This is a genomic window from Sediminicoccus sp. BL-A-41-H5, assembly GCF_050632405.1.
Classification (GTDB): domain Bacteria; phylum Pseudomonadota; class Alphaproteobacteria; order Acetobacterales; family Acetobacteraceae; genus Roseococcus.
In genome coordinates this window covers 4,703,525-4,728,227 of sequence record NZ_CP192601.1, presented here as the reverse complement: position 1 = coordinate 4,728,227, position 24,703 = coordinate 4,703,525, and the positions used below count along the sequence as shown (strand labels likewise).

General features: G+C 66.1%; 19 protein-coding genes and 2 pseudogenes. 16 read left to right on the top strand and 5 right to left on the bottom strand.

The window, feature by feature from the left end:
* Window positions 1-45 precede the first annotated feature (45 nt).
* The 4 genes and pseudogenes from ACQ860_RS23175 to ACQ860_RS23160 all read left to right on the top strand — a co-directional run bounded on the left by ACQ860_RS23175 (window position 46) and on the right by ACQ860_RS23160 (window position 2,940).
* The gene (locus tag ACQ860_RS23175) at window positions 46-579 is read left to right on the top strand and encodes a hypothetical protein (protein ID WP_431305662.1); all 534 of its coding nucleotides are present in this window, start codon (window positions 46-48) and stop codon (window positions 577-579) included.
* A 41-nt stretch (window positions 580-620) separates the two neighbouring features.
* Entirely contained in the window at window positions 621-1,661 is a 1,041-nt protein-coding gene (locus ACQ860_RS23170) for a TIGR03032 family protein (protein ID WP_431305661.1), read from the top strand.
* Window positions 1,662-1,716: 55 nt separating this feature from the next.
* A pseudogene (locus ACQ860_RS23165) lies at window positions 1,717-1,888 on the top strand (IS3-like element ISMamg1 family transposase); the annotation flags it as partial.
* Between the two features lie 93 nt (window positions 1,889-1,981).
* Window positions 1,982-2,940 (top strand): IS630 family transposase gene (locus ACQ860_RS23160; protein ID WP_431302838.1). Its coding sequence is split into 2 segments (ribosomal slippage): window positions 1,982-2,333 and window positions 2,333-2,940, totalling 960 coding nucleotides; the frame shifts between segments, so codons are not numbered across the junction.
* A 169-nt stretch (window positions 2,941-3,109) separates the two neighbouring features.
* Here the strand turns inward: ACQ860_RS23160 and cysN are convergent.
* Both cysN and cysD read right to left on the bottom strand, forming a co-directional pair.
* Window positions 3,110-4,969: a sulfate adenylyltransferase subunit CysN gene (cysN, locus tag ACQ860_RS23155; RefSeq protein WP_431305660.1), complete on the bottom strand. Its 1,860-nt coding sequence runs from the start codon at window positions 4,967-4,969 to the stop codon at window positions 3,110-3,112.
* On the bottom strand, window positions 4,969-5,865 hold the full coding sequence (gene cysD / locus ACQ860_RS23150; RefSeq protein ID WP_431305659.1) for a sulfate adenylyltransferase subunit CysD: 897 nt from the start codon (window positions 5,863-5,865) through the stop codon (window positions 4,969-4,971). Before cysD ends, cysN begins: the two co-directional genes overlap by 1 nt.
* 678 nt (window positions 5,866-6,543) lie before the next feature.
* Between cysD and ACQ860_RS23145 the strand changes: the two genes are divergently transcribed.
* The 8 genes and pseudogenes from ACQ860_RS23145 (at window position 6,544) to ACQ860_RS23110 (ending at window position 15,648) form a co-directional block, all read left to right on the top strand.
* Complete coding sequence (locus ACQ860_RS23145; RefSeq protein WP_431305658.1) at window positions 6,544-6,891, top strand: hypothetical protein; 348 nt, start codon at window positions 6,544-6,546, stop codon at window positions 6,889-6,891.
* Between the two features lie 484 nt (window positions 6,892-7,375).
* Window positions 7,376-7,876 carry a site-specific integrase gene (locus tag ACQ860_RS23140; protein WP_431305657.1) on the top strand — a complete coding sequence of 167 codons (501 nt, stop codon included), beginning with the start codon at window positions 7,376-7,378 and terminating at the stop codon, window positions 7,874-7,876.
* A 39-nt stretch (window positions 7,877-7,915) separates the two neighbouring features.
* Window positions 7,916-8,062 (top strand): annotated as a pseudogene (locus ACQ860_RS23135) (IS3 family transposase); the annotation flags it as partial.
* A gap of 232 nt (window positions 8,063-8,294) precedes the next feature.
* Window positions 8,295-8,981 carry a transcriptional repressor LexA gene (gene lexA, locus ACQ860_RS23130; RefSeq protein WP_431305656.1) on the top strand — a complete coding sequence of 229 codons (687 nt, stop codon included), beginning with the start codon at window positions 8,295-8,297 and terminating at the stop codon, window positions 8,979-8,981.
* Window positions 8,982-9,638: 657 nt separating this feature from the next.
* Window positions 9,639-10,769, top strand: a complete 1,131-nt coding sequence (locus tag ACQ860_RS23125; RefSeq protein ID WP_431305655.1) for a TRAP transporter substrate-binding protein — start codon at window positions 9,639-9,641, stop codon at window positions 10,767-10,769.
* Complete coding sequence (locus ACQ860_RS23120) at window positions 10,766-13,666, top strand: response regulator (protein ID WP_431305654.1); 2,901 nt, start codon at window positions 10,766-10,768, stop codon at window positions 13,664-13,666. Before ACQ860_RS23125 ends, ACQ860_RS23120 begins: the two co-directional genes overlap by 4 nt.
* Window positions 13,647-14,474, top strand: coding sequence for a response regulator transcription factor (locus tag ACQ860_RS23115; protein ID WP_431305653.1), 828 nt, complete (start codon window positions 13,647-13,649; stop codon window positions 14,472-14,474). The genes ACQ860_RS23120 and ACQ860_RS23115 overlap by 20 nt, the downstream gene beginning before the upstream one ends.
* 112 nt (window positions 14,475-14,586) lie before the next feature.
* Complete coding sequence (locus ACQ860_RS23110) at window positions 14,587-15,648, top strand: glycosyl hydrolase family 8 (RefSeq protein WP_431305652.1); 1,062 nt, start codon at window positions 14,587-14,589, stop codon at window positions 15,646-15,648.
* 64 nt (window positions 15,649-15,712) lie between these two features.
* On the opposite strand, the gene ACQ860_RS23105 is transcribed toward ACQ860_RS23110, so the two are convergent.
* On the bottom strand, window positions 15,713-16,537 hold the full coding sequence (locus ACQ860_RS23105) for a Bug family tripartite tricarboxylate transporter substrate binding protein (protein WP_431305651.1): 825 nt from the start codon (window positions 16,535-16,537) through the stop codon (window positions 15,713-15,715).
* A 275-nt stretch (window positions 16,538-16,812) separates the two neighbouring features.
* Between ACQ860_RS23105 and ACQ860_RS23100 the strand changes: the two genes are divergently transcribed.
* Genes ACQ860_RS23100 through ACQ860_RS23085 form a run of 4 tightly spaced genes read left to right on the top strand, consistent with a single transcriptional unit; the run spans window position 16,813 to window position 22,422 of the window.
* On the top strand, window positions 16,813-18,462 hold the full coding sequence (locus tag ACQ860_RS23100; RefSeq protein WP_431305650.1) for a hydantoinase B/oxoprolinase family protein: 1,650 nt from the start codon (window positions 16,813-16,815) through the stop codon (window positions 18,460-18,462).
* Window positions 18,459-20,483 carry a hydantoinase/oxoprolinase family protein gene (locus tag ACQ860_RS23095; protein WP_431305649.1) on the top strand — a complete coding sequence of 675 codons (2,025 nt, stop codon included), beginning with the start codon at window positions 18,459-18,461 and terminating at the stop codon, window positions 20,481-20,483. Before ACQ860_RS23100 ends, ACQ860_RS23095 begins: the two co-directional genes overlap by 4 nt.
* Entirely contained in the window at window positions 20,480-21,058 is a 579-nt protein-coding gene (locus ACQ860_RS23090; protein ID WP_431305648.1) for a cysteine hydrolase family protein, read from the top strand. Before ACQ860_RS23095 ends, ACQ860_RS23090 begins: the two co-directional genes overlap by 4 nt.
* Window positions 21,055-22,422 (top strand): FAD-dependent oxidoreductase, encoded by a 1,368-nt coding sequence (locus ACQ860_RS23085; RefSeq protein WP_431305647.1) that lies wholly within the window; start codon window positions 21,055-21,057, stop codon window positions 22,420-22,422. Before ACQ860_RS23090 ends, ACQ860_RS23085 begins: the two co-directional genes overlap by 4 nt.
* A gap of 482 nt (window positions 22,423-22,904) precedes the next feature.
* Here ACQ860_RS23085 and ACQ860_RS23080 read toward each other — a convergent pair whose 3' ends face one another.
* Entirely contained in the window at window positions 22,905-23,498 is a 594-nt protein-coding gene (locus ACQ860_RS23080) for a PilZ domain-containing protein (protein ID WP_431305646.1), read from the bottom strand.
* Between the two features lie 11 nt (window positions 23,499-23,509).
* On the bottom strand, window positions 23,510-24,667 hold the full coding sequence (locus tag ACQ860_RS23075; protein ID WP_431305645.1) for a methyl-accepting chemotaxis protein: 1,158 nt from the start codon (window positions 24,665-24,667) through the stop codon (window positions 23,510-23,512).
* Window positions 24,668-24,703 lie beyond the last annotated feature (36 nt).

The following is a 24,703-nucleotide window of genomic DNA, read 5'->3' as shown; positions in this document are numbered from 1 at the left end:
AGTCACGTTCGTACAACCGGGTCCTTGGGGCCACAGGATTTTTCAATGCAGCTTCTGGCGCGCGTCGCCCTGCCGGAACCGGCGGCCTCCACGCTGGCGTTACGGCAGCCGCAGTTCATGGTGATGCGGTGCGTGAACCTGGCTTTCGGCCTCGGCCTGGTGCTCCCGCTTCTCGCGCGCAGCCAGCCCTTCTCTCGTGCGCCACTTGGACTTCGGGTGCCGCTGACAGCGGGCGAGCTGAGCCGTGGGCACCACCTGCTCGTGGTCGAAGGCACCCAACCGGTCGGCTATCTCGGCTGGGCGGCATGCACGCTCGATCAGGGCCGCCGCTACCTGGGACCGGAGGGCATCCGGGCGCTCGATCAGACGGCGATTGAGGGCGAAGCCATCGCATTGCAGACCGTAGCGGCGCTCTCCCCCGCGGCCTCCAGCATTCTGCGCACGGCGATGCGCGCGCTTCATCCAGGGTCCCCCTACTTCGGCCGGCGCGTCAGCGGGACGGGCCCTCAGGATGCGAACCGGATCGCCCGGCAGGGCATCATCCGACCCCTTGCCGGCGCTGCTGCGGACGGCGCATGAGCGAAAAGCCCGGCACAGTGCAGCCTGAGGCTAGGGGCCCCATGCTCACCGCTTCGCCCGGCTTCGCGGGTTGGATGGCGGAGCAGCATGTCAGCTTCGCGGTCAGCAGCTACCAGGCAGGTCGCATCTTCTTCATCGGACGGCGGGCTGACAATAGCCTCCGCGGCCATGAGCGCGCCCTGGAACACTGCCAGGGCATATGCACGGATGGCCAGACTCTCTGGGCCAGCAGCCGCTCGATGCTCTGGCGCTTCCAGAATGCGGTTCCCCCTGGAAAGGTCACCCAGACCGGTGCCGACCGGTTGTTCATGCCCCGGGAAGGCCGCGTTATGGGCGGCCTGGACATTCATGACATGGCAGTCGGCCAGATGGCGGGAATGACGGGATCCGGGCCGATCTTCGTCGCGACGCGCTATAATTGCTTAGCAACGATCAGCGAGACGATGAGCTTCCGTCCGCTCTGGCGCCCACGCTTCATTAGCGCCATCGTCCATGAGGACCGCTGCCACCTGAACGGGATGGCCATGAGCGAGGGGACTCCTGCCTATGTGACGGCCATTGCGGCCTCAGACGTCGCCGATGGATGGCGGGCGCAGCGCAGGGAAGGCGGCGTGCTGATCCACGTGCTGAGCGGCGAAACGGTCGCCACGGGTCTTTCGATGCCGCATTCGCCACGCATCTGGAATGGCCGGATCTGGCTGCTGAATTCGGGCCATGGCGAGTTGGGCTGGATTGAGCCTGAATCAGGACGCTTCAGGCCTGCAGCCTTTTGTCCCGGATATGCTCGAGGCCTGGCCTTTGCCGGCCGCTTCGCCGTGGTCGGGCTTTCCCGGCCGCGCGGCGAGGGAACGTTCCAGGGGCTTCCCCTCGACGAGCAACTGCAGCGTCGCCAGGAGACGCCGCGCTGCGGTCTTCTCGTCATCGACACCGAAACGGGAGCCGCGCTGCACTGGCTGCGGTTCGAGCATACGATCGAGGAACTCTACGACGTGGTTGCCATGCCAGGCGTCACCCAGGCCGAGGCGATTGGCTTCCGCGGCGAGGATTTGGAGCGCCTGATCCTGCCGGAGGCGATGCCCTGAAGCGCCTACTCGAAGAGGAAGGACGGATCCGATCGCTGACCAAATTCGATTGGATCACAAGCCGGCGGAAGCGATGCTCGACATCGCCGTCCTGAAGGCCATCTCTACAAAAAATGGTGACGCCCGGCGCGAAGCGGAACGCGGTCGCGCACGCCCGTGAATGCCACGGGCTGAGCGAGCGCCGGGCGTGTGATCTGATCGGCATTACCCGGCGGGTGGCGCAGTATTAGAGCGTCATCCGGTCTGACTGAATCGTGGGGATTCCCGGAACGGCTGTTTTCTGATTCACGCTGTCTTCCGGAGCGTGGAGGCCGGGCTGGATGTCGAAGGCGCTCTCACTGGATCTACGGCAGCGCACGCTGGCTGCGGTGTTGGAAGAAGGCCTCACGCACCGCCAGGCGGCCGAGCGGTTCAAGGTCAGCGCAGCCAGCGTCAGCCGCTGGCGTACCCTTGCCGCCGAGGGTGCGGTGCCGATGCACGGTCCGCTTGGTGGTGATCGGCGCAGCCATGTTGTGGAGGCCGAGGCTGAGACGATCCTCGAAGTGTTTCACGCGCAGCGCGACATGACGCTGCTGGAACTGCGCGTAGCCCTTGCCGAACGGGGCCTGCGCTTCGGCTACGGCACGCTTTGGCGCTTCTTCGACCGTCGCGGCTACACGCGCAAAAAAAGACCGCGCACGCAGCCGAGCAGCAACGCCCCGACGTCCTGAGCCGGCGCGAAGCCTGGTTCGAGGCGCAGCTCGACCTCGATCCTGAGCGCCTGATCTTCGTCGACGAGAGCTGGGCCAGCACCAACATGGCCCGACGCCATGGCCGCTGCCCGCGTGGCGAGCGCCTGCGCATGGCAATCCCCCACGGCCATTGGAAAACCACCACGCTGATCGCCGGGATGCGCAGCAGCGGCGTGGTCGCGCCCTTCGTGATCGACAGCCCAGTCAACCGGCTCATCTTCGAAGCCTGGGTGGAGCAAGCGCTCGTGCCGGAACTGCGGGCCGGCGACATCGTGGTGATGGACAACCTCAGCAGCCACAAAGGCCCGGCCGTGCGGGCCCTCATCGAGGCCAAGGGTGCGCATCTGCTCTACCTGCCGCCCTACAGCCCGGACTTCAATCCAATCGAGAACCTGTTCGCCAAGCTGAAGGCGCTGCTGCGCCGCGAGGCTGCGCGGACCATCGACACCCTGTGGAACGCCATCGGGCGCATTCTCGACCGCGTCACCCCGCGCGAGTGTCAGCGCATGTTCGCCGCAGCAGGGTATGATCCAGATGGATGGGATTAAGCTCTAGCCGAGCCGGGCGGACGATGCTGGCCTGCGGCAGCGGCTGCGAGAACGGACTGCCGAGCGTCGGCGATTGTGGGAGCAAGAGAGCGCCATGAACAGCTAAAAAGGAATGCAGGCACCGTAACGATAGGCAGATCTTTCCTAGCGAAACGCCCCTCCTTTTGCATTACTGCCCTATCTGCGAGCGGATATGGGCAAGGACGATCTCAGCTGCGGCCTCGGGCGTTCCGCTCTGTATGCCTATGCAAATCTCCGGGCTCTCCGGCGTCTCGTAGACGCTAGAAATCCCAGTGAAGTTCTGGATCTCACCTTTGCGGGCCTTGGCATAAAGCCCCTTCGGGTCACGCCGTTCGCACTCCTCGATGGGGGTGTCCACGAAGACCTCTATGAATTCGCCGTCGGCCAGCATCTCCCGCACCATGCGCCGCTCCGCGTGGAAGGGGGAGATGAAGGCGCAAAGCACGATCAGCCCAGCATCTACGAAGAGCTTCGCCACCTCCCCCACACGGCGGATATTCTCGACGCGGTCGGCATCGGTGAAACCGAGGTCGCGGTTGAGCCCGTGGCGAAGATTGTCGCCATCCAGCGAATAGGTGTGCCGCCCCTCGGCGTGCAGCGCCTGCTCCACCAGCTTAGCGATCGTGGACTTGCCCGAACCCGAGAGGCCGGTGAACCACACCACCAGCGGCCTCTGCCGGGTGAGCGCAGCGCGCGCCCGCTTGTTCACCGGAAATTCTTCGGTGGAGATATTGGTGGCGCGGCGCAGCGCGAATCTGGTCATGCCCGCGCCGGCCGTGCGGTTGGTGAAGCGGTCCACCAGCACGAAGGCACCCGTAGCGCGGTGCTCCGCATAGGCATCAGCCGGCACGCGACTCGCCAGCGCGAGGTTGCATAAGCCAATCTCGTTAAGCTCCAGCTTCTTCGCTGGCGCCTTCTCCAGCGTGTTCACGTCCAGGCGATGCTTGATCGCCGTCACCGAGGCGGTGGTCCAGAGATGGCCGAAGCGGGCGAGATATTGCCGCCCCGGCAGCATCGCCTCTTCGTCCATCCACAGGATGTGCGCGGCCAACTGGTCCGCAATCTCGGGCCGCTCGCCGGGCGGGGCGAGCAGGTCGCCACGCGCGACATCCACCTCGTCGGCCAGGCAGATCGTCACCGCCTCGCCCGCCGTGGCGGTTGCCTGGTCGCCATCCGGCCCCAGGATGCGCGCGACGCGGCTTTGCCGCGCCGAAGCCGCGACCACCACGCCGTCCCCGAGCGCGATCTGCCCAGAGGCGACGGTGCCCGAGAAGCCACGAAACTGGGGATTCGGGCGGTTCACCCACTGCACAGGGAAGCGAAAGGGTTTCTCCGCCTCGCCCTGATCCACCTCCACATGCTCCAGATGACCGAGCAGCGCGGGGCCGCGATACCAGGGCGTGTTCTCGCTACGCGTCGTCACATTGTCGCCGAAGCGCGCCGAGACGGGGATCGGCGCCAGCGTGGCAAAGCCTAGGCCCGCGGCGAAGCGCGTCCAGTCCTCCACGATGCGGTCAAAGGTCGCCGCGTCGAAACCCACCAAGTCGATCTTGTTCACCGCCAGCACGACGTGGCGGATGCCGAGCAGCGAGCAGATGGCGGCGTGCCGCCTGGTCTGGGTGAGAATGCCTCGGCGCGCGTCGCACAGGATGATGGCGAGGTCGGAGTTGGACGCGCCGGTCGCCATATTGCGCGTGTACTGGTCATGGCCAGGCGTGTCGGCGGCGATGAAGCTGCGCCGGGGCGTGCCGAAGAAGCGGTAGGCGACGTCGATGGTGATGCCCTGCTGGCGCTCGGATTCCAGCCCGTCCACCAGCAGCGCGAGGTCGAGCTCCTCGCCAAGCGTACCGTGCCTGCGGCTGTCCTTGGCGATGGTCGCAAGCGTGTCCTCCATGATCAGGCGGCTATCATGGAGTAGCCGGCCGATCAGGGTAGACTTGCCGTCATCCACCGACCCGCAGGTCAGGAAGCGCAGGAGCGAGCGCGCGGCGCCGGCGGTCCCGTCCATTAGAAATAGCCCTCACGCTTCTTTCTCTCCATCGATGCGTCCTGGTCCTTGTCGATCAGGCGGCCGGCGCGTTCCGAGACGCGGCTCTGACGCAGTTCGAGGATCACCTGTTCGATGGTCTCGGCGCGGCTTTCATGGGCGGCGGTCAGCGGCCAGTCGCCCATCGTGCGGAAGCGGATCCATATCTGCTCGATCTTCTCACCGGAGGCGAGCGGCATGCGGTCATCGTCGCGCATGAGGAGCGCACCGTCGCGGCGCAGGACGGGCCGGGGCGCAGCGTAATAGAGCGGCACGATCGGAATGCTCTCGACGGCGATGTAGTCCCACACGTCGAACTCGGTCCAGTTGGACAGCGGGAAGACCCTCATGCTCTCGCCCGGGTTCATGCGGGTGTTGTAGAGGCCCCACAGTTCGGGGCGCTGGTTGCGAGGCTCCCAGACGTGGCCGGCGGTGCGGTGGCTGAACACGCGCTCCTTCGCCCGGGCCTTCTCCTCGTCGCGGCGGGCGCCCCCGATCGCGGCGTCGAAGCCGTGCCAGTCTAGCGCCTGCTTCAGTGCCTCCGTGCCCATCACATTCATGTGAAGCTGGCTACCATGTTCGATCGGGTTAATGCCGCGCGCCAAGCCCTCCGGGTTGGTATGCACAATGAGCTCCAGCCCGAGTTCCGCCGCACGGCGGTCGCGGAAATCCAGCATCGCGCGAAAATCCCAACCGGTGGCGATGTGCAGGCATGGAAAGGGCTGGCGCCCCGGCGCGAAGGCTTTGAGCGCCAGGTGAAGGACGACCGAACTGTCCTTGCCGATTGAATAGAGTAGGACCGGGTTACGGAAACTCGCCGCGGTTTCTCGCAGAATCCCAATAGCTTCGGCCTCAAGTCGCCGTAAATGCGGGGGCATCACACAAACTCCGGGTCTCACCTTCAGCACCTCCGAACCGAGAGCAACGTTTATGGCCAAAGACTCATACATTCATTCGCTTCGGCGTGGCTGTCGTTCGACTGCTTACATTCTTCTTGTGCGTCAGCGCCATCCGCCCAACCACGGCAAGACCTTGTCCAACCCGCCTTCCGTGAGGGCGAGATCCTTCCCTTGCCCGCGCGCTCACGCCGGATTGCGCGCCCGGCGGCCATACGGCGCCGCTCGGCCTGTGCTGTGTGCCCGCCGGCACGCTGCCAGGATTTCCGGAAGGCATGGCGATAGGGCAGCACGGGTCCTGGAACCGCAGCAGGCTCAGCGGCTACAAGCTCGCGTTCTTACCATTCAAGAATGGCCGCCCATTGAGCCCGGCGGGTGATACTCTGACCGGCTTCTTGGCACCGGACGAGAAGGTCTCGTATGGGTGCCCCGCTGGCGCGTCACCGGTGTCTGATCGCCAGGTACCCAATGCCGCAGGGAGCAATGGGGTATGCATCGGGCACGCCTCAGCCAGCGAGGCGCGTCTGACGAACACCAGAGCAGGTTAGATTCCGGTTCCCACTCCCGCTCCAATCCGAACATATTGAAATTCCCTCATAGATTTGGTGCTGTTGACCGGCATAGCTTATCGGTGGCTTCCGTCGTGCGGTAGTTTTCCGCGTGGCGGTTTACAAGCGAGGGGGAAAGAAGGGCGTCGCCTTCGTGTGCGACTTCGTTGTCGCGGGGCAGCGCGTCAACCAAACCATTCCAGGTGTCTGCAACCTCAGAGCGGCAAAGGCCGCTGAGGCTCGGATGCGGACTGAGGTCGCGGCGCGAATCAACGCGTCCGGCACTCTGGTGAAGATGAGCCTCGAGGTAGCGATAGAGCGATACGTCGTGGAACGCCTCATGCCCCGGTCTAAGCCGGCAGCGGTCGCCAGTCACCTCATCTATCTCGGCATGATCCGGAACTATTTCGGACCGTCACGGCCAGTTTCCGCGATCAACAACGCGGCCTGTGCCGAATGATGGGGTGCCCTTTTGGCCGGGCGGGGTGATGGCAAGGGTCCCGTCAAGGCGAACACCGCGAAGCGATACCTGGGGCAGCTCAAGGCGGTCCTGGCCTTCGCCGCTGAGGCAGGCGCCGGCAACACGGTCCCGATATTTTTCCCGACAGTCGCGGATGACGCGCGGGTTCGCTGGCTAACGACAGAGGAGAAGGATGCCCTTCTGGCTGCCTCCCCGCCCCTGCTTCAAGACATGATCGTGTTTGTCATCGAGACGGGCGCTCGCAAGGGAGAAAAGACGGACCTGCGGCGGCGCGACGTGCATTTGGAGCAGCAGCCCCGCAAGATGGCGCGACTCCACTTCACGTAGGGCGGCGAGCCCCGGGGCATCCCCATGTCGAAGTGGCTTCGCGCCTTGTTGGAGCTATTGAAGGAAGGGGCGCAGGACACAAGGCCCGACACCCCCGTTTTCCAGTGGCAAGCGCGAGGGCCGAAATCTGGCCCCAATGGGTGACTTCAAGAAGTCTTGGGCGGCTGCACTGAAGGCGGCCGGGATCGTGGATTTGCACTACCACGATCTGCGGCACACCTTCGCGTCGCGCTTAGCGCAGCGGGGCGTCCCCCTGCTTCAGGTCGGCAAGCTGTTGGGACACAGCTCGCTTCGCATGACGCAGCGATACGCCCATCCCGCACTGGAAAACCTTCGTGACGCGATTGCTGCTTTGGCCAGAGCCCGTGACGCTGCATCAGGCTTTCTCGCTACGAGCGGGCGTCCCTCGCCTTTGCGCCAAGACCGGAGAGGTCAATGCGAGGTCGGGCCGCGCCGGCCGATCGGACAAGGGCCTCCTGGCGTTCAGGCTGCACGGTCGCCCCCTGCATCAAGCTCTGAAGGGCGCCCCGTGCGAAGCGGGGGCTGCGCGGGCCAGCCGCGTAGCCTCGAGGAAGAGGCAGCCGGTCCAACTGCCGCGGGGAGATGCGCAGCAGCTCGGCGGCCTCTTTCCGCGTGAGCCAGGCCGCCTCAGAGGCCATCGCCGTCCAAGGCGCCCTCGCTCGAGGCCGTGGAATTCGCCACCCTCGAGCAGGTAGCCTGATTCAACCATCGGCGGCTGTTAAAGCCCATCGGAAACATCCTGCCGGCCGAAGCGGAGGCACTCTACCAAGTAGGACAGGACAATCGGCCACTGGCAGCGTGACTCAAACCAAACTGCCTCCGGCGAACCCGGGGCGGTTCACCTCACGCCACGTGGGAGGGCTTCGCAGGATGTTGAGTAGGCCAGTTGGCGGGATGAGCCCGACCGCGGCAATCAGTTCCGAAAAAACTCTGTTTGACCTCCGGACAGAACCTTTATAGAACAAAGGGGATGTTTATGGTTTGTACCGCAGAGAGGCAGTTCGCCCCTGCCAACGCATGAAAGTCTTCGTAGCATGCTTACCCGCAAGCAGCATGAGTTACTCATGTTCATCCATCATCATCTCGAGACGACAGGGTTTTCTCCGTCTTTCGATGAGATGAAGGACGGTCTCGATCTAAGGTCAAAATCCGGTGTCCACAGACTCATTACTGCTTTAGAAGAACGAGGCTTCCTGCGCCGTCGAGCCCATAGGGCACGAGCTCTCGAAGTTGTTCGCCTGCCAACACAAAAGTTTGCAGCTGATCGGCAGACCAACTCCACCCAATCCATGCGGACGATCGAGCCTTTTGCAGATTCGTTTGTGGATAGACGGCCCCTCAAGATTCCTCTTCTCGGGAATATTGCAGCTGGTAACCCGAAGGAGGCAATCGGTGAGACGACTTCTTATATCGATGTCCCCTCCGACCTCCTTCACTCAGGGCCGCACTATGCGGTCAAGGTCAGTGGGGATTCGATGTGCGATGCGGGCATACTGGATGGCGACATTGCCATCATCCGCCTAGGCTCAAACTTCGATAACGGTGACATCGTGGTCGCCCTGGTCGACAAAGCGGAAGCGACGCTGAAGAAAATCAGGAAGAGAGGCAACTCTATCGCACTTGAACCCTGCAATCCGCTCTATGAGACAAAAATCTTCGGGGCGGATCGCGTTGAGGTCCAAGGGATGCTGTCGGGCCTGATTCGTTCCTACAGAAAATAAGTTCCTCTTCGCCTCGCGGTGATGTTGGGCTCCGTCACCTAGGTTGAAGTTGCCTCGCTTCCGTCGACGATTACCGTGTAGAATCGTTTTTTTGGCAGGGGTTATGGCTTCGTATCCGATGGCCGAGGTCGCGGGGGGAAGCGTAGCGCTTGGCCGGAATATAGAGCCTCTTGATGAAGCCGCACACCACCACCCGCGCATCAGCCTGGGAGCGGAAACTGCGACGGTTCAGCCGCGGGCACTTGAGGATGACGAAGACTGCTTCGGCCACGACGCTGCCGTAGGCGCCTTCGACCGAGCCGGTTTGAGAGGGCAGAAAACGCCAATTTCTTCGTGACTCAAGCCGAGGGCGACCGATGTGTGCGGGTCCTTCCTTATCCGAGTCGTGCTCCCCATGCCCCTCCGCACAACGGATTGCGATGGCAGTCAACGGGCCGGTACATCCAACGGCAGTTGGTTGACCACGCACGTGTCGAGTTTGATGGAGGCTCGCTCGCGCCTCCCGAGAGCGCGATCGATCCAAGCGTGAGGTCACCACGCAACATCCAACCACAAAACTCGACATTCTCTGACGGCCAAACACTGGAAAATCGGCAACCGCGGTGATACAACTTTAACGTGTTAACTCTTCATTAATGCAATCAGAGATGGCACCGCATGACCGTCGAACCGAGGCGCAACGGCCCGCCGTCGCAGCGAGGCCACATGGCCGAAGCCGGACCCGGCGGGATGCGAAGACTGGGGGTGACCCTTCTAATATTCCTCACCGTCTCGCTCGTCCCAAGCCTGGCACCAGCGCAACAGCCACCTATCCATCTCAAGATCGTGGGAGGCTTGGCCGGCGTCACGCAGTTTGACAGATACGAAGTGCCCTTCTGGCTTGAGCGCGTGCCGAGGCTGACCAGCGGGCGGGTCCAGGCCGAGATCGCCACCTTCGACCGCAGCGGTATCCGCGGCAATGAATTCATTCACCTCATGCGCGTGGGCGTCATCCCGTTCGGGACGTTGATCCTCACAATCGCGGGCGCGGATGAGCCCGAACTCACGGCTTCCGACCTCGCGGCCCTGAACCCGGATATGGCGCATCTGCGCCGCAACGTGCAGGCATTCCGTTCTGTATTCACCCGCACGCTGCGCAGAAACCACAACCTCGAAGTCCTCGCCGTCTACGCTTATCCGGCGCAGGTTCTTTTCTGCACGAGACCCTTCACGGGGTTGGGCGACATCCTGGGCCGCCGTGTCCGCACCTCCTCAGCCACTCAGGCCGACCTCATAGAGGCGGTGGGCGCAATCCCAGTTGTCATTCCCTTCGCCGATATCGTCAGCTCGATCCGCCGGGGTGCGGTGGAGTGCGCCATCACCGGCACACTTTCTGGAAACTCAATCGGGCTACATGAGGTGACGAGCCATGTGCACGCAATGGCGCTTTCCTGGGGCGTCAGCGTTTTCGCAGCGCATGGTCCCAGCTGGGCGGCCTTGCCCGAAGAGGTGCGGAGCCAGATCAGCTCCGGCCTAGCGAGCCTGGAGCAGGAGATATGGGCCGCCGCGGAGCAGGACACCCTGCAGGGGCTGCGCTGCAACGCGGGAGAGGCGGATTGCACAGCAGGGCAGCGCGGACGCATGCGCGTGGTTCCGGTCAGCGAGGCCGATGAGGAGATCCGCAGGCGGCTCGTGCGGCAGGCTGTGCTGCCGCGCTGGCTGGACCGATGCGGGGAGGACTGCATCACAACCTGGAATGACAGCCTTGCAGCCACGACCGGAATGCGTGCGATGGGGTTGGCCCGATGACGCATGGCCGTCCCCTTCGCCTCGGAATCGCCATCTGCGGCATTGCCCTCCTCCTCACCCAGGCCCTTGCCGTAGCTGCCTTGCTGGATGCCTCGCGCCGGAATGCTATGGAAAGCGCGACCGGCCTGACCGAGCGCGCGGGCCACGCTGTTCGTGACGCCATCAATCGTACGCTCTTCCAGGTCGATGCGACGCTCACCAGCCTTCCAGCTCTGCTTGCACCGGTGCTGAGCGCCCCCGGCCTGAGTGCTCAGCCGCGCGAAGGCGGCGAGGCGGACGGAGTGAACGGCCAGCTGCGCCACATCAACAGCCAGAACTTTGCCTTCAGGGACCTCCTTTTGGTCGACGGCACCGGACGCATTGTAGCGGCCGCCTTGCCAGCTTCACGGCGCCGTCCCCTCGCGGCGCCGATCGGGCCCAACTATGTCAGCGCTGGTCTCAGCGCCGGCGGCTTGCTGGTGAGTGAACCGGTTCGCAACGCAGCGAATGGCGAGTGGTCGATCTTCTTCGCGCGCCCGCTGGATCTTGCAGGCCTGGGCAATGTGCATGGTGTGGCCGAGGTGCAGGTTCCCATGCTCGCCAATCTGATGGCACCAGGGATCGAGACCCCCGGCTTGCGAATTTGGCTGGAGCGCGCGGGCGGCACCATCCTTGCGGCCACAGCCCAGAACCAAGGCCTTCGCCTGCCGGCGCCTCCCGGAGAAAACAGCGCTCCGTCCATCCATCCGTCGCGCCTGGATGACCGCGAGGTGATCGGAACCTCATGGCAGACCCTCTATCCCGCACTGCGGCTCACGACAGAGATGGAGGTGGATGCCGCGCTGGCGACCTGGCGGGCCGATCGTGACCGGACGGTGCTGATCTCGGCGGTCTTTGCCGCGCTCACCATCGCTCTCATGATCGCCCTGATCGTCTGGCTCGCCCAGCGCGATCGCGCCGAGGCAGACCGCTTGGCCTGGCGGCGCCAACTGGAAGACGCATTGGACAGCATGACGGACGGCTTCGTCATGTTCGATGCGAAAGACAGGCTGGTGGTGTCCAACCGCAGCTACCGAGACATGTACAGCATCTCCGCTCCGTTCATTCTGCCGGGTGCGCGGTTCGACGACATCATCCGGGAGGGTGCCAGGCGCGGCCAATATCCCCAGCTCCAGGGCGAGCCGACCGAGGCAGCCATTGAGGCATTCCTGCAAGATCTTAAGCCGCGTCGCCGCAGGGGCGAGTTGCAGCAATTCGAGCGTCTGCTGCCCGATGGCCGCTGGCTGCTCCTCACCGAGCGCCCCATGCCGGATGGCGGCATTGTGGGTATCCGCACTGATATCACGGAGATGAAGCGCGCGATGGCGGAACTCAGCGTCGCCCGGGACGTGGCGCAGCGCGCCTCGGCCGCCAAGGGCATGTTCCTGGCCCGCATGTCGCACGAGCTTCGGACACCGCTGAACGCCGTGCTCGGCTTTGCAGAATTGCTCCTGCAAAATGGCGATCTCGGCACGGGCCAACGCGAGCAGTTGGGGCTCGTCTACAATGCCGCTGCCCACCTCCGCGATGTGGTGAATACCCTCCTGGATCTTTCAAAGGCGGAAGCGCGGAGCCTCGACATGAAACCCCGCGCCACCGCCCTTCGTCCACTCGCAGAGGTTTGCGCCGCCCTCGTCGCTCCCGAAGTGGAGCGGCGGCGCATCGCGCTCGCACTCGACGTGGATGCCGCCCTGCCCACGACAGTTCTCGTGGATCCGCTGTGCCTGCGGCAGATATTGCTGAACCTGCTCTCCAACGCGGTCAAGTTCACGCCGGCCACCGGCCGCGTCGTGATGCGACTGAGTCAGCCCCGCTCCGGCTGGGTGCGGATCGAGGTTGAGGATTCCGGTACTGGCATTCCCGAGGAAAAGCGCAGCCTTTTGTTCCGCGACTTCAGCCAGATTGGTGCGCCGGTTGAGCCGGGCGCACCCTCCACGGGCCTCGGGCTCGCGATCTCCGCGCAACTCGTGGCCGCGATGGAAGGACGAATCGGCTGCGGCTCCGCACCTGTGCGCGGCGCGCTCTTCTGGGTCGAACTGCCCATGCCCGCAGCGACCGAGCCTGAAGTCGTAGAGCCGGCGCCCGCTCCGGAGCCGCCGCCCCCACCTGAACCGATGCCGGCACGGCCGCTGCGTCTGCTGGTCGCGGACGACATACTGGTCAACCGCAGCCTGGCTCGCGTCATGCTGGAGAAAGCCGGGCATGTCGTGGATCTCGTGGCGGACGGCATGGCCGCCGTGGAAGCCGTGCAGCGCACCCCCTACGACGTGGTCCTGATGGATGTGCAGATGCCCGGGATGGATGGGCTGGAGGCGACGCGCCGCATCCGCGCGCTGGAAGGGCCTGCCGCACGCGTTGTCATTATCGCCCTCAGCGCGTCGGCCATGATCGACCAGGTGGAAGCCTGCCTTGACGCGGGAATGGATGGGCACCTGGCCAAGCCGATCAATCGCGCGCAGCTTCTCGAGAAACTCGCCGATGTGACGCGCCGCCGCAGCGCAACGCCAACCGAGCCAGCGGAAGGGCTGACCCAGGGAGCGGCACGGCTGCGCGCACGCATGGGGGCGGCCGCCGAACCCGTCATTCGCGGCTTCATGCAGGAGATCCGGGCGGGGCTCGATCTCCTGCCGGGACACGCCGCACGTGGAGATATGTCGGGCCTCGCCGCCGCAGCAACGCGCCTTGCGCCGATGCTGCGCGAACTTGACGCAGGCTTGGCTGCCGAGGCGACAACAAGGCTCGCGCATGTGGCTGTGAACGGCGGCGAGGTATCGCGGGCCATCCTCGACTGGCAGCAGGCGACTGCAGGCCTCCAGCGCGAACTCCAGGAACAATGCCTGGCAGTCATGGAGGAAGGAAATGCGGCCGATCGAGCCTGACGCCAGCCAGCCAGACCCAGCGGCAGGGTCGCTCCGAGTGGACCGTACGGCACGAGCGGGCCAGGACAGCTTCGGCGCCGCACCACCCGCCCGGCCGGGTCCGATCGAGATATGCTCTCCACGACACAGTTCGGCCGAGCGCATCCTTCTGCTGGACCTGGACGCGCAGCATCTGCGGCGGCTGACGCAATATCTAACCGGACACGGCTACCGCGTCATCGCGATCCAGGACGCCGGTGAGTTGCCCCTGCGGCTGCATCTCGAAACGCCGGACCTGATCCTGCTGGAACAGCGCCTGGGTGACGTCACCGGTACAGAGGTGCTCGGACAGATTCGCGCCGTCTCAAGCGTGCCGGTGATCATCCTCACGGCACAGTCGGATCCTGTGGACCGGATCATCAACCTTGAGATGGGCGCTGACGATCAGGTCCATAAATCCGTCCCCGAGCGAGAGATCATGGCGCGGATGCGTGCGGTGCTGCGCCGCGTCCAACCCGCCGCTGACCGTCCCCCGATCGGGTGGGCCATATCGGAGATTCGGCGGGATGTGGTCCGCCCCGATGGCTCAGGCTGTGGGCTCACGACTGCAGAGTTCGGCGTACTGCATGAACTGGCGATGGCCGGCGGTGCGGCCGTGAGTCGGGGCAAACTTTCCCAACGCGTCTTCGGCCGGCCGCTGCATCCCGGAGACCGAGCGGTAGACACCGTGATCTGCAAGCTGCGCCAGAAGCTTGGCCCTGGCGTTATCGTGACCGTCCGACCTGCCGGTTATGCCTTTGTCGGCTTTCCGGGCGCCGGTCTGGGCTGAGGGCGAGGACCGGTCGCCTCAACACAACTCTACTATTATCTACATTATTGCGATGTCGAATACAACTATAGGTTGTTAATACTAAATTAACGCTCTGCCGGAATAGCTCCCCATGTCAGCTTCCATCCGTCGACGTGCCGCTCTTGCGCTGCCAAGCATCTGGGCAAGCCTCTCTCCCGCTGCGCTGCATGCGGAACAGACGCCCTGGAGCCGCTACAAGCAGCGCTTCGTCACCTCCTCAGGACGGGTCGTGGATACCGGAAATGCAGGCATCTCCCATTCCGAAGGCCAGGCCTGGGGGATGCTCCTGGCGACCATCCACGATGACCGACCCACCTTCGAGCGCATCTTCCGCTGGACGCGCGCCAATCTCGCCATCCGTGGCGACCGCCTCCTCGCCTGGCGCTTCCGGCCAATAGGCGGAGTGGATGACATCAACTCAGCGACAGATGCGGACATCTTTCATGCCTGGGCCCTGTTGCGCGCAGACGAACGCTGGCCCGGCGAGGGATACCGCGCCATGGCGCTTGCCATCGCCCACGATATCCTCCGCGTCTCCTGCCGGCAGATCGGGGGGAGGACGGTCCTGATGCCGGGGGCCTGGGGGTTCGACCATGGCACTCACCTGGTCCTCAACCCATCCTACTATGTGTTTCCTGCCCTCGAGGCTCTGGCCGCTGCCCATCCGCATCCCGCCTGGCCAGCGCTTATCGCCGAGGGCGAACGGATGCTGCTTGAGGCACGCTATGGCCGCTGGTCGCTTCCGGCTGATTGGGTGATGCTTCGCCGTCGTGGGGGGCCGATCGAACCTGAGCCGGTTCGTGGCGACCGCTTCGGCGATGACGCGGTCCGCTTGCCCATCTATCTCGCGTGGAGCGGCCGTTGGCAGGCGCCGCTGATGCGACAAGTCGACAGCTTCTGGACAGACCCGGCACACCCCTACGTGCCGGCCTGGGTCACGCTGAGCGAGAACCGGATTGCGCCTTATCCCGCGAGCCTCGGGCACGCTGCAATCCTCCGTCTCGCGCGGCTGCGCGTCGCGGTGACGGAGTCGGGGCAAGCAGCCGCAACCGACCTCGGGTACTACAGCAGCAGCTTGGCTCTCCTGGCCGCGGCAGCGGCAGCGGAAGGAACCGACCGGGGCGAACGCCGCATCGCTGCTCTACGTCCCTGAACTCGAAGTGAGCCTGCCGAGCGGGTGGGCGTCGAACATGCGGCGGGTCTGCATCAATCCCGCGTCACCCCTCCTCGAAGCGGAGGTTGCGGGCGCGGATCACGGCACTCCATTTGGCACCCTCGGCCGCGACGAAATCCTGCGCGCGCTCCGTGCTGGTGCCCTCAGCCAGGAAGCCGAACTCCTGGATGCGCGCCTGCACGTCCGGCTGGCCCAGCGCGTGCAACGCCACCTGGTTGAGGCGGCGCACGGCGGCATCGGGTGTGCGGGCAGCCACCCACCAACTCACGAAGCTATATGCTTCGAAGCTGGGTAGGATGGCCTCGCCCATCGTCGGCACATCGGCGATGGCGGGGACGCGGCGATTCGTCGTCACCGCCAGCGCGCGCAAGCCTCCCTGGCGGATCTGTCCCAGCGCTGCGGCGAGGTCGGCGAACATGAAATCCACCGTCCCCGCGCGGATGTCGGTCAGCGCGGGGGCCGTGCCGCGATAGGGCACATGCGTGACCTGCGCGCCGGTGAGGTTGGCATACAGTTCAGCCGCCATCTGGTGCGGCGTCCCGATGCCGGCCGTGGCATAGGTGAACCGGCCCGGATTGCCGCGCAACGCACGGTCCCACTCTGCCGCATTCTGCGCCGGGAAGTTCTCTCGGACGACGAGGACCAGCGGCGTGACCGTGAGGATGGAGACGGGGCGGAAATCCTCGATGCGATAGCCGGGCTCGCGCGCCATAAAGGGCGCCAGCACGGCAGAGATGGCGGCCAGGAACACCGCATGTCCATCAGCCTGCTGCTGCGCGGCGTAGCGCGCGCCCACCATGCCGCCGGCGCCGGGCCGGTTCTCGACCACCATCGGCTGGCCCAGCATCTGTTGGACATGCGGCGCCATAGCACGCGCAAGGATATCGGGGCTACCACCGGGCGCGAAGGGATTGATCAGGCGCACCGGCTGGCTTGGTGCCCAATCCGCGCCGGAAGTGCCCCCCTGAGCGACCGCAGGAGCGGCAAGGAAACTCGGCGCCAGGAGCGCGGCGCGGCGGGTCAGGGGACGCATTGATGGAATCCTTGTCATCTGTCGGATGCTAGTGAAGCCAAGTTGCGTACAATGCAAGCAAGGTTTTCCGGGGGCTTGCGCCATCCCCCACATCATGACAGTCCCGCCACATGATGACCCTGCCTGATCCAGTGACGCTCGCCATCCTGAAGGGGCGCCTTGAGCAGATCGCCGACGAGATGGACGCAACGCTCTATCGCAGCGCCTTCAACCCCATCATCGCCGAAGCCCGAGACGCATGCCATGGAATTTATCATCCAACCAACGGCGATACGCTCGTCCAGGGCACCCAAGGCCTGCCGATCTTCGTGGGTGCCATGTCATTCGCTGTGCGGGCGGTGATCGAGAAGGTGGCGCGCGAGGGCGGGCTCCACCCCGGCGACACCTTCCTCTTCAACGACCCCTATGCCGGCGGCACCCACCTGAACGATTTTCGCCTGGTGCGGCCCTTCTTCCATGAGGGCCGCCTCTTCTGCTGGCTGGCGAGCGTGGGGCATTGGCTCGACATCGGTGGCAATGTACCGGGCAACTTCAACGCTCGCGCCACCGAAAGCCACCAGGAGGGCGTGCGAATCCCGCCGGTGAAGCTGATACGCGCCGGCCAACTGGACCAGGACATCCTCGACATCCTCGCCGCCAATTCGCGCGTGCCGCAATCCAACTGGGGCGACCTGAACGGGCAGCTCAACGCACTCGACCTCGGTCAACGCCGGCTCGATGCACTGCTCGCCGAGTATGGCGCGCCCCTGCTGGAGGGCGCTTGGTCGGCCTTGCTCGACAGCGCCGAGGCACTGATGCGCGCCGAGATCGCCGCCCTGCCCGACGGCACCTATTCCTTTGAGGATTTCCTCGACAATGACGGCATCAGCGACGCAGCGCTGACCATTGCGCTTGAGATGACCGTGGACGGAGATGCGCTGCATCTCGACTTCTCTCGCAGTTCTCGGGCCTGCGCGGGCCCGCTCAACATCGCGCGCGCCACCGCCATCGCCTGTTGTTACGTTGCCCTCAAGCACGCCTTTCCCGAGGTACCGGCCAATGCTGGCGTGCTGCGCGGCGTCCGCTTCACCCTGCCGCCCACCTGCCTGCTAAGTGCCGAGGCGCCGCGGCCGGTCGGCGGCTATACCGAGACGATCTTGCGCGTCATCGGCGTGGTCTTCGGCGCGCTGGCCAAGGCCGACCCGGTGCGTGCCACGGCCGCGCCCTTCGGAACCATCAACGCGCTCTCCATGGCGGGTACCCGCGCCGATGGCTCGCGCTTCGTGCTCTTCTCCTTCTTCGGCGGCGGCCTGGGCGGCAATCCGGAGGGGGACGGCCTCGCGCATGCCAACAATCCGATCAGCACCGCCACCATGCCGCCGGCCGAGATCCTCGAGGCCGCGCATCCCGTGATGTTCACCCAATGGGCACTGCGACCTGACAGCGCTGGCGATGGCCGTCATCGTGGCGGGCTCGGCGCCATCTACGAGATCGAGGCTCTCGCGCCTGGCACGACGGAGGTGTTTCTGCTCGGCGAGCGCGGTCGCTTCGCCCCCTTCGGCGTGGAGGGCGGACGCCCCGCCGCGCTCAACCGCTTCAGCTGGACCATCGATGGCGCCGCCTGGCACAGGCCGCCGCTCGCCAGCAAGATCGTGGGCGTCACGCTGCCGACAGGCGCGCGCGTCCGCCTTGAAACACCGGGCGGCGGCGGCTGGGGCGATCCGGCCGAACGTGACCCCGCGGCCCGCGCCGAAGATCTTCGTCAGGGCTATATGACATGACTGCGATCATCGGCGTGGATGTCGGCGGCACCTTCACCGACCTCTTCCTCTTCGATCCTGGGAGCGGCGCCTTCCGTACCGCCAAGGTCCCCTCGCAGCGCGGCGACGAGGCAGCCGGCTTCCTCGAGGGCCTCTCGGCACTAGGCGATGTCGCGGGCTTCAACGCCATCGTGCATGGCACCACGGTCGGCACCAATGCGCTCCTGGAGCGCAAGGGCTGCCGCCTCGGCGTCATCACCACCGAGGGCTTCCGCGACGTTCTGGAAATGCGCCGTCGTGACCGGCCCCGCGCCTGGGGCCTCTGGGGCAACTTCACGCCGATCGCCGAGCGCGCTCTGCGCCGCGAGGTACCAGAGCGCACGCTGGCCGACGGCACGATCCACACGCCCGTCGACCTGGACGCCGTGCGCGCGGTGGCCTCGGCCCTGCTGGCGGAGGGGGCGGAGGCCGTGGCGCTGATCTTCATCAACAGCTACGCGAACGCGGCCAATGAACGCGCGGCGGCCGACGCGCTGCGCGCCCTCTGGCCAAATCAGCATGTGAGCGTCTCGAGCGAGATCCTTCCCGAGATCCGCGAGTTCGAGCGCGCCAGCACCACGGCGCTGAACGCCTATCTTCAGCCTAAAGTGGCTGATTACCTGGAGCGACTGGAGGGAGCACTCGCCAGCCGCCGCTTCGCCGGCCGCTTCCACATCGTGCAGTCCAATGGCGGCATCATGTCCACGGCGCGGGCGCGCGCCACGCCAGCGCGCACGGCGCTCTCCGGCCCGGCCGCGGGCGTGATCGCGGCGGCTGCCATCGCGCGTGCTGCTGGCTTCGCCAACGTCATCACGGGTGACCTCGGCGGCACCTCCTTCGACGTCTCGCTGGTGGTGGAGGGCGAGATGGCGCTCGCCGCACAGACCACGGTGGATTTCGGCCTGGTCATCCGCAGCCCGATGATCGAGATCACCACCATCGGCGCCGGCGGCGGCTCCATCGCACGGGTCGATGCCGGCGGCCTCCTCCAGGTCGGCCCTGAGAGCGCCGGCAGCCGGCCGGGCCCGGTCTGCTACGGTCAGGGCAACACCCGCCCCACGCTGACCGACGCCAACCTCGTGCTCGGCCGCATCAATGCGGCGCGGCCGATCGGTGGCACGCTGGCGCGGCTGGATTCCGCGGCGGCCGAGACCGCAATCCTCGAGCATATCGGCCGCCCCCTCGGCCTCGATGCAGCGAGCGCGGCCGAGGCCATCATCCGCGTCGCCAATGCGCGCATGGCGGGCGCGATCCGCCTCGTCTCAATTGAGCGCGGGCATGATCCGGGGGATTTCGCCCTGCTGCCCTTCGGTGGCGGCGGCGCGCTGCATGTGGGCGCGCTGCTGCGCGAAGTTGGGCTGCGCGCGGCGCTGGTGCCGCGCTTCCCGGGTATCACTTCGGCGCTAGGCTGCGTGCTGGCCGATGTGCGACATGACGCGACGCGCACGCTCAACCTCGACCTCACGGGCCTCGATGCCGCAGCGCTGAGCTGCCACCTGGCCGAGACGGCGGCGGCGACGCGCACCGTCGTGGAGGATGCGGGCCTTCCACTCACCGGCATCGAGAGTTTCTTCGAACTCGACATGCACTATGTCGGCCAGACGCACACGGTCGCTGTGCCACTTCCCGGCGCGGAGGTGACGGAAGAGGTGATACGCATCGCCTTCGAGGCCGCCTATGGCCGTGCCTTCTCCCGCCTGCTGCCCGGCATCGGCGTGCGCATCCTGGGCAGCCGCGTCACCGCCATCGGTCGCCGCACGGCCTTCGATATGGCGGCCCTCGCCCCGCCTGCCACGGGCCAGAGCGCGCCCGTCGAGACGCGCCAGGTGCGCTTCGACGGCGCCTGGTGGCCCACCCCCGTCTTCGCACGGCTGGACCTGCCGGCCGGCCATGTGGTGCGGGGCCCCGCATTGCTTGAACAGCCCGACACCACAATCCTCGTCGAACCCGGCCTCGCCGCGCGCACCGACACGCTCGGCAACCTGATCCTGGAGCGCGCATGAAGGACACCGCCCTGCTGCTCTGCGATCTGCAGAACGACTTCCTGCACCCCGATGGCGCCTATGGCCGCGCGGGACAGGGGGCGCCCGCCATCGCGACGCTGCCCGCGCGCCTCGCCCCACTGGCCCGCCATGTGCGGGCGGCGGGCGGCGTGGTGGTCTCCACCCATTTCACCCTGGTGCCCGGCCGCGATGGCGAGCCGATGATCGACCCACATCTGCGCCGCCTGCGCCCCTTCCTCGCGCGCGGCGATTTCGCGGCCGGCGGCTGGGGCCATGCGCTGGTGGAGGAACTCCAGCCGGCGGATTTCAGCGTGGAGAAGGTCGCCTATTCCGCCTTCCACCAGACACGCCTCGAATGGGTGCTGCGCAAGGCCGGCGTGACGCGCCTGCTGGTCGCCGGCATCGTCACCAATGGCGGCGTCACCTCCACCGCGCGCGACGCGCATGTGCGCGAATATGAGGTGACGGTGCTCAGCGATGGCTGCGCCACCTTCACCCCCGCGCTGCATGAGAGCGCGCTGGCGAGCCTCGCCTCTATCGCGCGCATCTCGACCGTCGCGGAGGCCATGGCTTGAGCGTCCTGCGCGATGCGGTGAGCCCGGAATTCACTGCGCCGGTCCTGATCATCGGCGGTGGCGCGGCGGGCCTTGTGGCAGCCCTGGCCGCCGCCGGGGCCGGCACAGCGCCGGTGGTCCTGGAGCGTGATGCGCTGCCACGCGGGTCAACCGCGCTCTCCGCCGGCCTGATTCCTGCGGCGGGGACGCGTTGGCAGAAGGCGTTGGGAATCGCGGACGATCCAGCCGCTTTCGCTGCGGACATCCAGAGAAAGGCGGCCCAGGCGGCCGATCCCAGGAGTGTCGCCGCCGTGACCCAGGGCGCGGCGCCCACCCTCGAATGGTTGGCGGATAGCCACGGGCTCGACTTCTCCCTGGTGTATGACTTTGACTATCCGGGCCACCATCAGCGCCGGATGCACGGCCTGCCGACACGCGCCGGCGGCGAGTTGATGGACGCGCTTCTGGCTGCGGTCGAACGCGCGGGCGTCACCTTGCTCACCGGCGCCACTGTGAGGGAGTTGCACGCTGACGCGACCGATGCGGTGCGCGCTGCTACGCTGACCCGTCCGGACGGCAGCACCGAGCTGATCGGTTGTGACAATCTCATCTTGGCCTGCTCGGGCTACGGCGGTGACCCTGCCCTGGTCGCGCAACACATCCCCGAACTGGCGGACGCCGTCTATTTCGGCCACGCCGGCAATCGTGGTGATGCGCTGCGTTGGGGGCAGGCGATGGGCGCGGCCACGCGCCATCTCGGCGGCCACCAGGGCCATGGCTCGGTGGCACATCCGGCTGGCATCCTAGTCACCTGGGCCGTCATCATGGAGGGTGGCTTCCAGGTAAACCAAGCCGGCCGGCGCTTCTGGAACGAAGCGTCCGGCTATTCCGAAGCGGCAGCGGCCGTTCTGGCACAGCCCGGCCGCATCGCCTGGAACATCTTCGACGGACGCATCGCCGCCGTCGCCAGACAATTCGAGGATTTCCGACAAGCCGAGGCGCACGGAGCCATCGTAACGGCGGAAACACCGGAAGCCTTGGCCCACCGGATCGGGCTGCCCAAGCTGGAACTGCCGCCCACCGGCGGTATGGATTGCTTCGGACGCGACTGGTCGTCCACACGGCACCTCGCCGCGCCGTTCCACGCGGTGCGCGTGACGGGCGCGCTCTTCCACACTCAGGGGGGACTGGTCGTCGATGAGATGGCGCGGGTGCTGCGGCAGGACGGCAGCGCACTCCCGAACCTGTTCGCGGCAGGGGGCGCGGCCTGCGGTGTCTCGGGACCGCTCGCCGCGGGCTATCTCTCAGGCAACGGGCTGCTGACGGCTGTTGTGCTGGGTCGACTGGCGGGCCTCGGCGCCGCCGCCCGAGCGACAGCCGGTTGATCCTGCCGCAAGGTCCATTCCCTGCCTCGGCGAGGAACGCCCAGGTTGGCGTTCACCCGCCGCTGATTAGGCGTGAGCCCGTCGCCAGTCCGACTGGCTGCCGGTCGGCCGAAGAGCAATCGTTTGCGGAAGCCGGCGGCCGCCGAGTCAATATCGCTGAAGGCCTGCCTTATCTCTTCGGGTTCCCGACCCAAGCGCCGCGATAGATCGCATATGCGACTGGGTCGTGCGCCCGATCTGCGGGTCGCAAGGGATTTCGGTTCGGTGGCTGGCCTCCCGGGCAGGGTCGCATTGCCGGACGGGGACCAGACCAAAGCGCTGGCTGGGCTTGGCGACCAACAGCACCTTCGCGCAAAGCCTGTCCCAGGATGTAATGACCGGAAACGGGCCATCCGACGACGACGGGCGACCAAACCGGGCAGCCTGCCTTCTGCAGCCGGCTCCGCACGCTCAGCCCGCATCCCGCACGGAATCCACGACGTTCAGACGCGGCCAGTCCCCTCGCCCTCCGCGGTCAAGGCCTGGAGTTGCTGCTCGAGTTCGTCGAGACCCATCCCCTCCAGGTCAAAGCGAATATGTAGACCGGTGACTGGACTGGAGGCGACGATGGTGAAAGGCACGGGCAGGCTGAGGCCGGGCACCAGCAGCAAGCCACGCCGCCCTGACGGCACTTGACGCGTATGGACCAGGCGAGCGCCGCCACGCGAAAGGTCTTGCAGCCGCGTCGCCTCTTCGCCGGCTTGATGCCAAACGATCTTGCCCGGCCAGTCCACCGAAAGACGCGGATGCCGCCGCCGCTCCGCCTGGACACCAGGCGGCAGAGCTCGCGGTGGCGCGACAGGGAGGGGACACGCAATTGCAGACGGCGGCGCAGGCATGGCCCTCGCGTCCTCCAGGTCATGGTGGGGGCGTCGCTGACTGATCTGCCAGATCGCGAGGATGGCGAAGCCAAGAGCCAGAACACACGAAGCCACGACCGAACCTCTCCCAGGGCCGGTCAGCAAGATCAGTAGAAGCTGCCCCGTAAAGAGAATGCAGAGCATCAGAGGCAGCCAGATGGTCCAGCCGATACGCATGCGGTCCACCGTCAGAACAGCTCGACCGCAGGCCCGCCGGAGCTGGCAGTGTTGCCATGTGCGAGGCGCTGGCCATGCATCACGTAGGATTCCTCCATGCGCCTCAAGAGAGTGCTTTCCACGCTCTCCACGCAGCGCCGCTCATGCAGAGCCTCAGCGAGCCAACCCGCGTGCAGCCCAAGGCGCTCAATGGCCTCGCCCACCTGCTCGAGCCGCTGGCGGACGATGTCCTGGAACTGCATGGCGCCCAAAGCTTGTGTGATATGCCCACCGATGCTGTGCCCGTGAAGCGAAGTGGATTGCAGAGCGCCTGACGAGCCGGACGCGATGCGCTCGAAGGCGAGCACCGCACCTGCCGCCTGCTCGCGCGCGGAGTCCAGCAGTGAATGGTCGGCGGCTGTATCGAGCGCGTCGGACATGCGCGCCTGCATCAGGTCACGCAAGCGCGCGAGCCCCGATGTCACGCCGTCCGCCACCTTGGAAGTCTGTCCAGCGAGCTCGCGCACCTCCTGCGCCACGACGGCGAAGCCCTTGCCGGATTCACCCGCGCGGGCCGCCTCGATCGTCGCGTTGAGGGCCAACAGCCGCGTCTGCTGCGCGATGCTGCCAATGTCACCAATGGCCCGCGCGAAACCCTCCGCTTCCTGGGCGATGCGCTCATAGATCGCGCGGTCACCCTCGATCTGGGCGGTTCGCGCAGCGAGCCTGTCGCGGAGCTCGGCCATCGCCGCGCCCATGCGTGCCACATCCTGCTGGCCTTCCTGGTTGAGGCGCGCGCCGGCGGCCTCGGCCTCGGCGAGGTCTGCCATAAGGACACGGGTCGCGGCCTCTAGTGCGTTCAACTCCTGAATGAGGCCGAGCGCCGCGCCTTCTGTATCGGCGATCGCGCCATCCACTTGTGCGTGGAGGATTCCCGCCACCTCCCGGTATCGCTCCAGCTCCGCCGCGACAGCCGGCGCCGAAGGCGCGGCCGGTACCTTTTCCATGACCGGAGAGACAAGGGCAGCAGCGACCGGCGGAGGCTCCGGCTGGGCCCTGCGCGCGAGCAGCGGCAGCATGGCCGTCGCGAACGCCGCGGCCGCGAACAGGTCGGCCAGCATGCCGGTGCCAAGAAGCGCGCGCGCAGCGTTCGCGGCCGCCACGCTCAAGATCAAACCGAGCGCGAGCACTGCCAGGATGCGACTTCGGAGCGCGGCTGCGGCGGC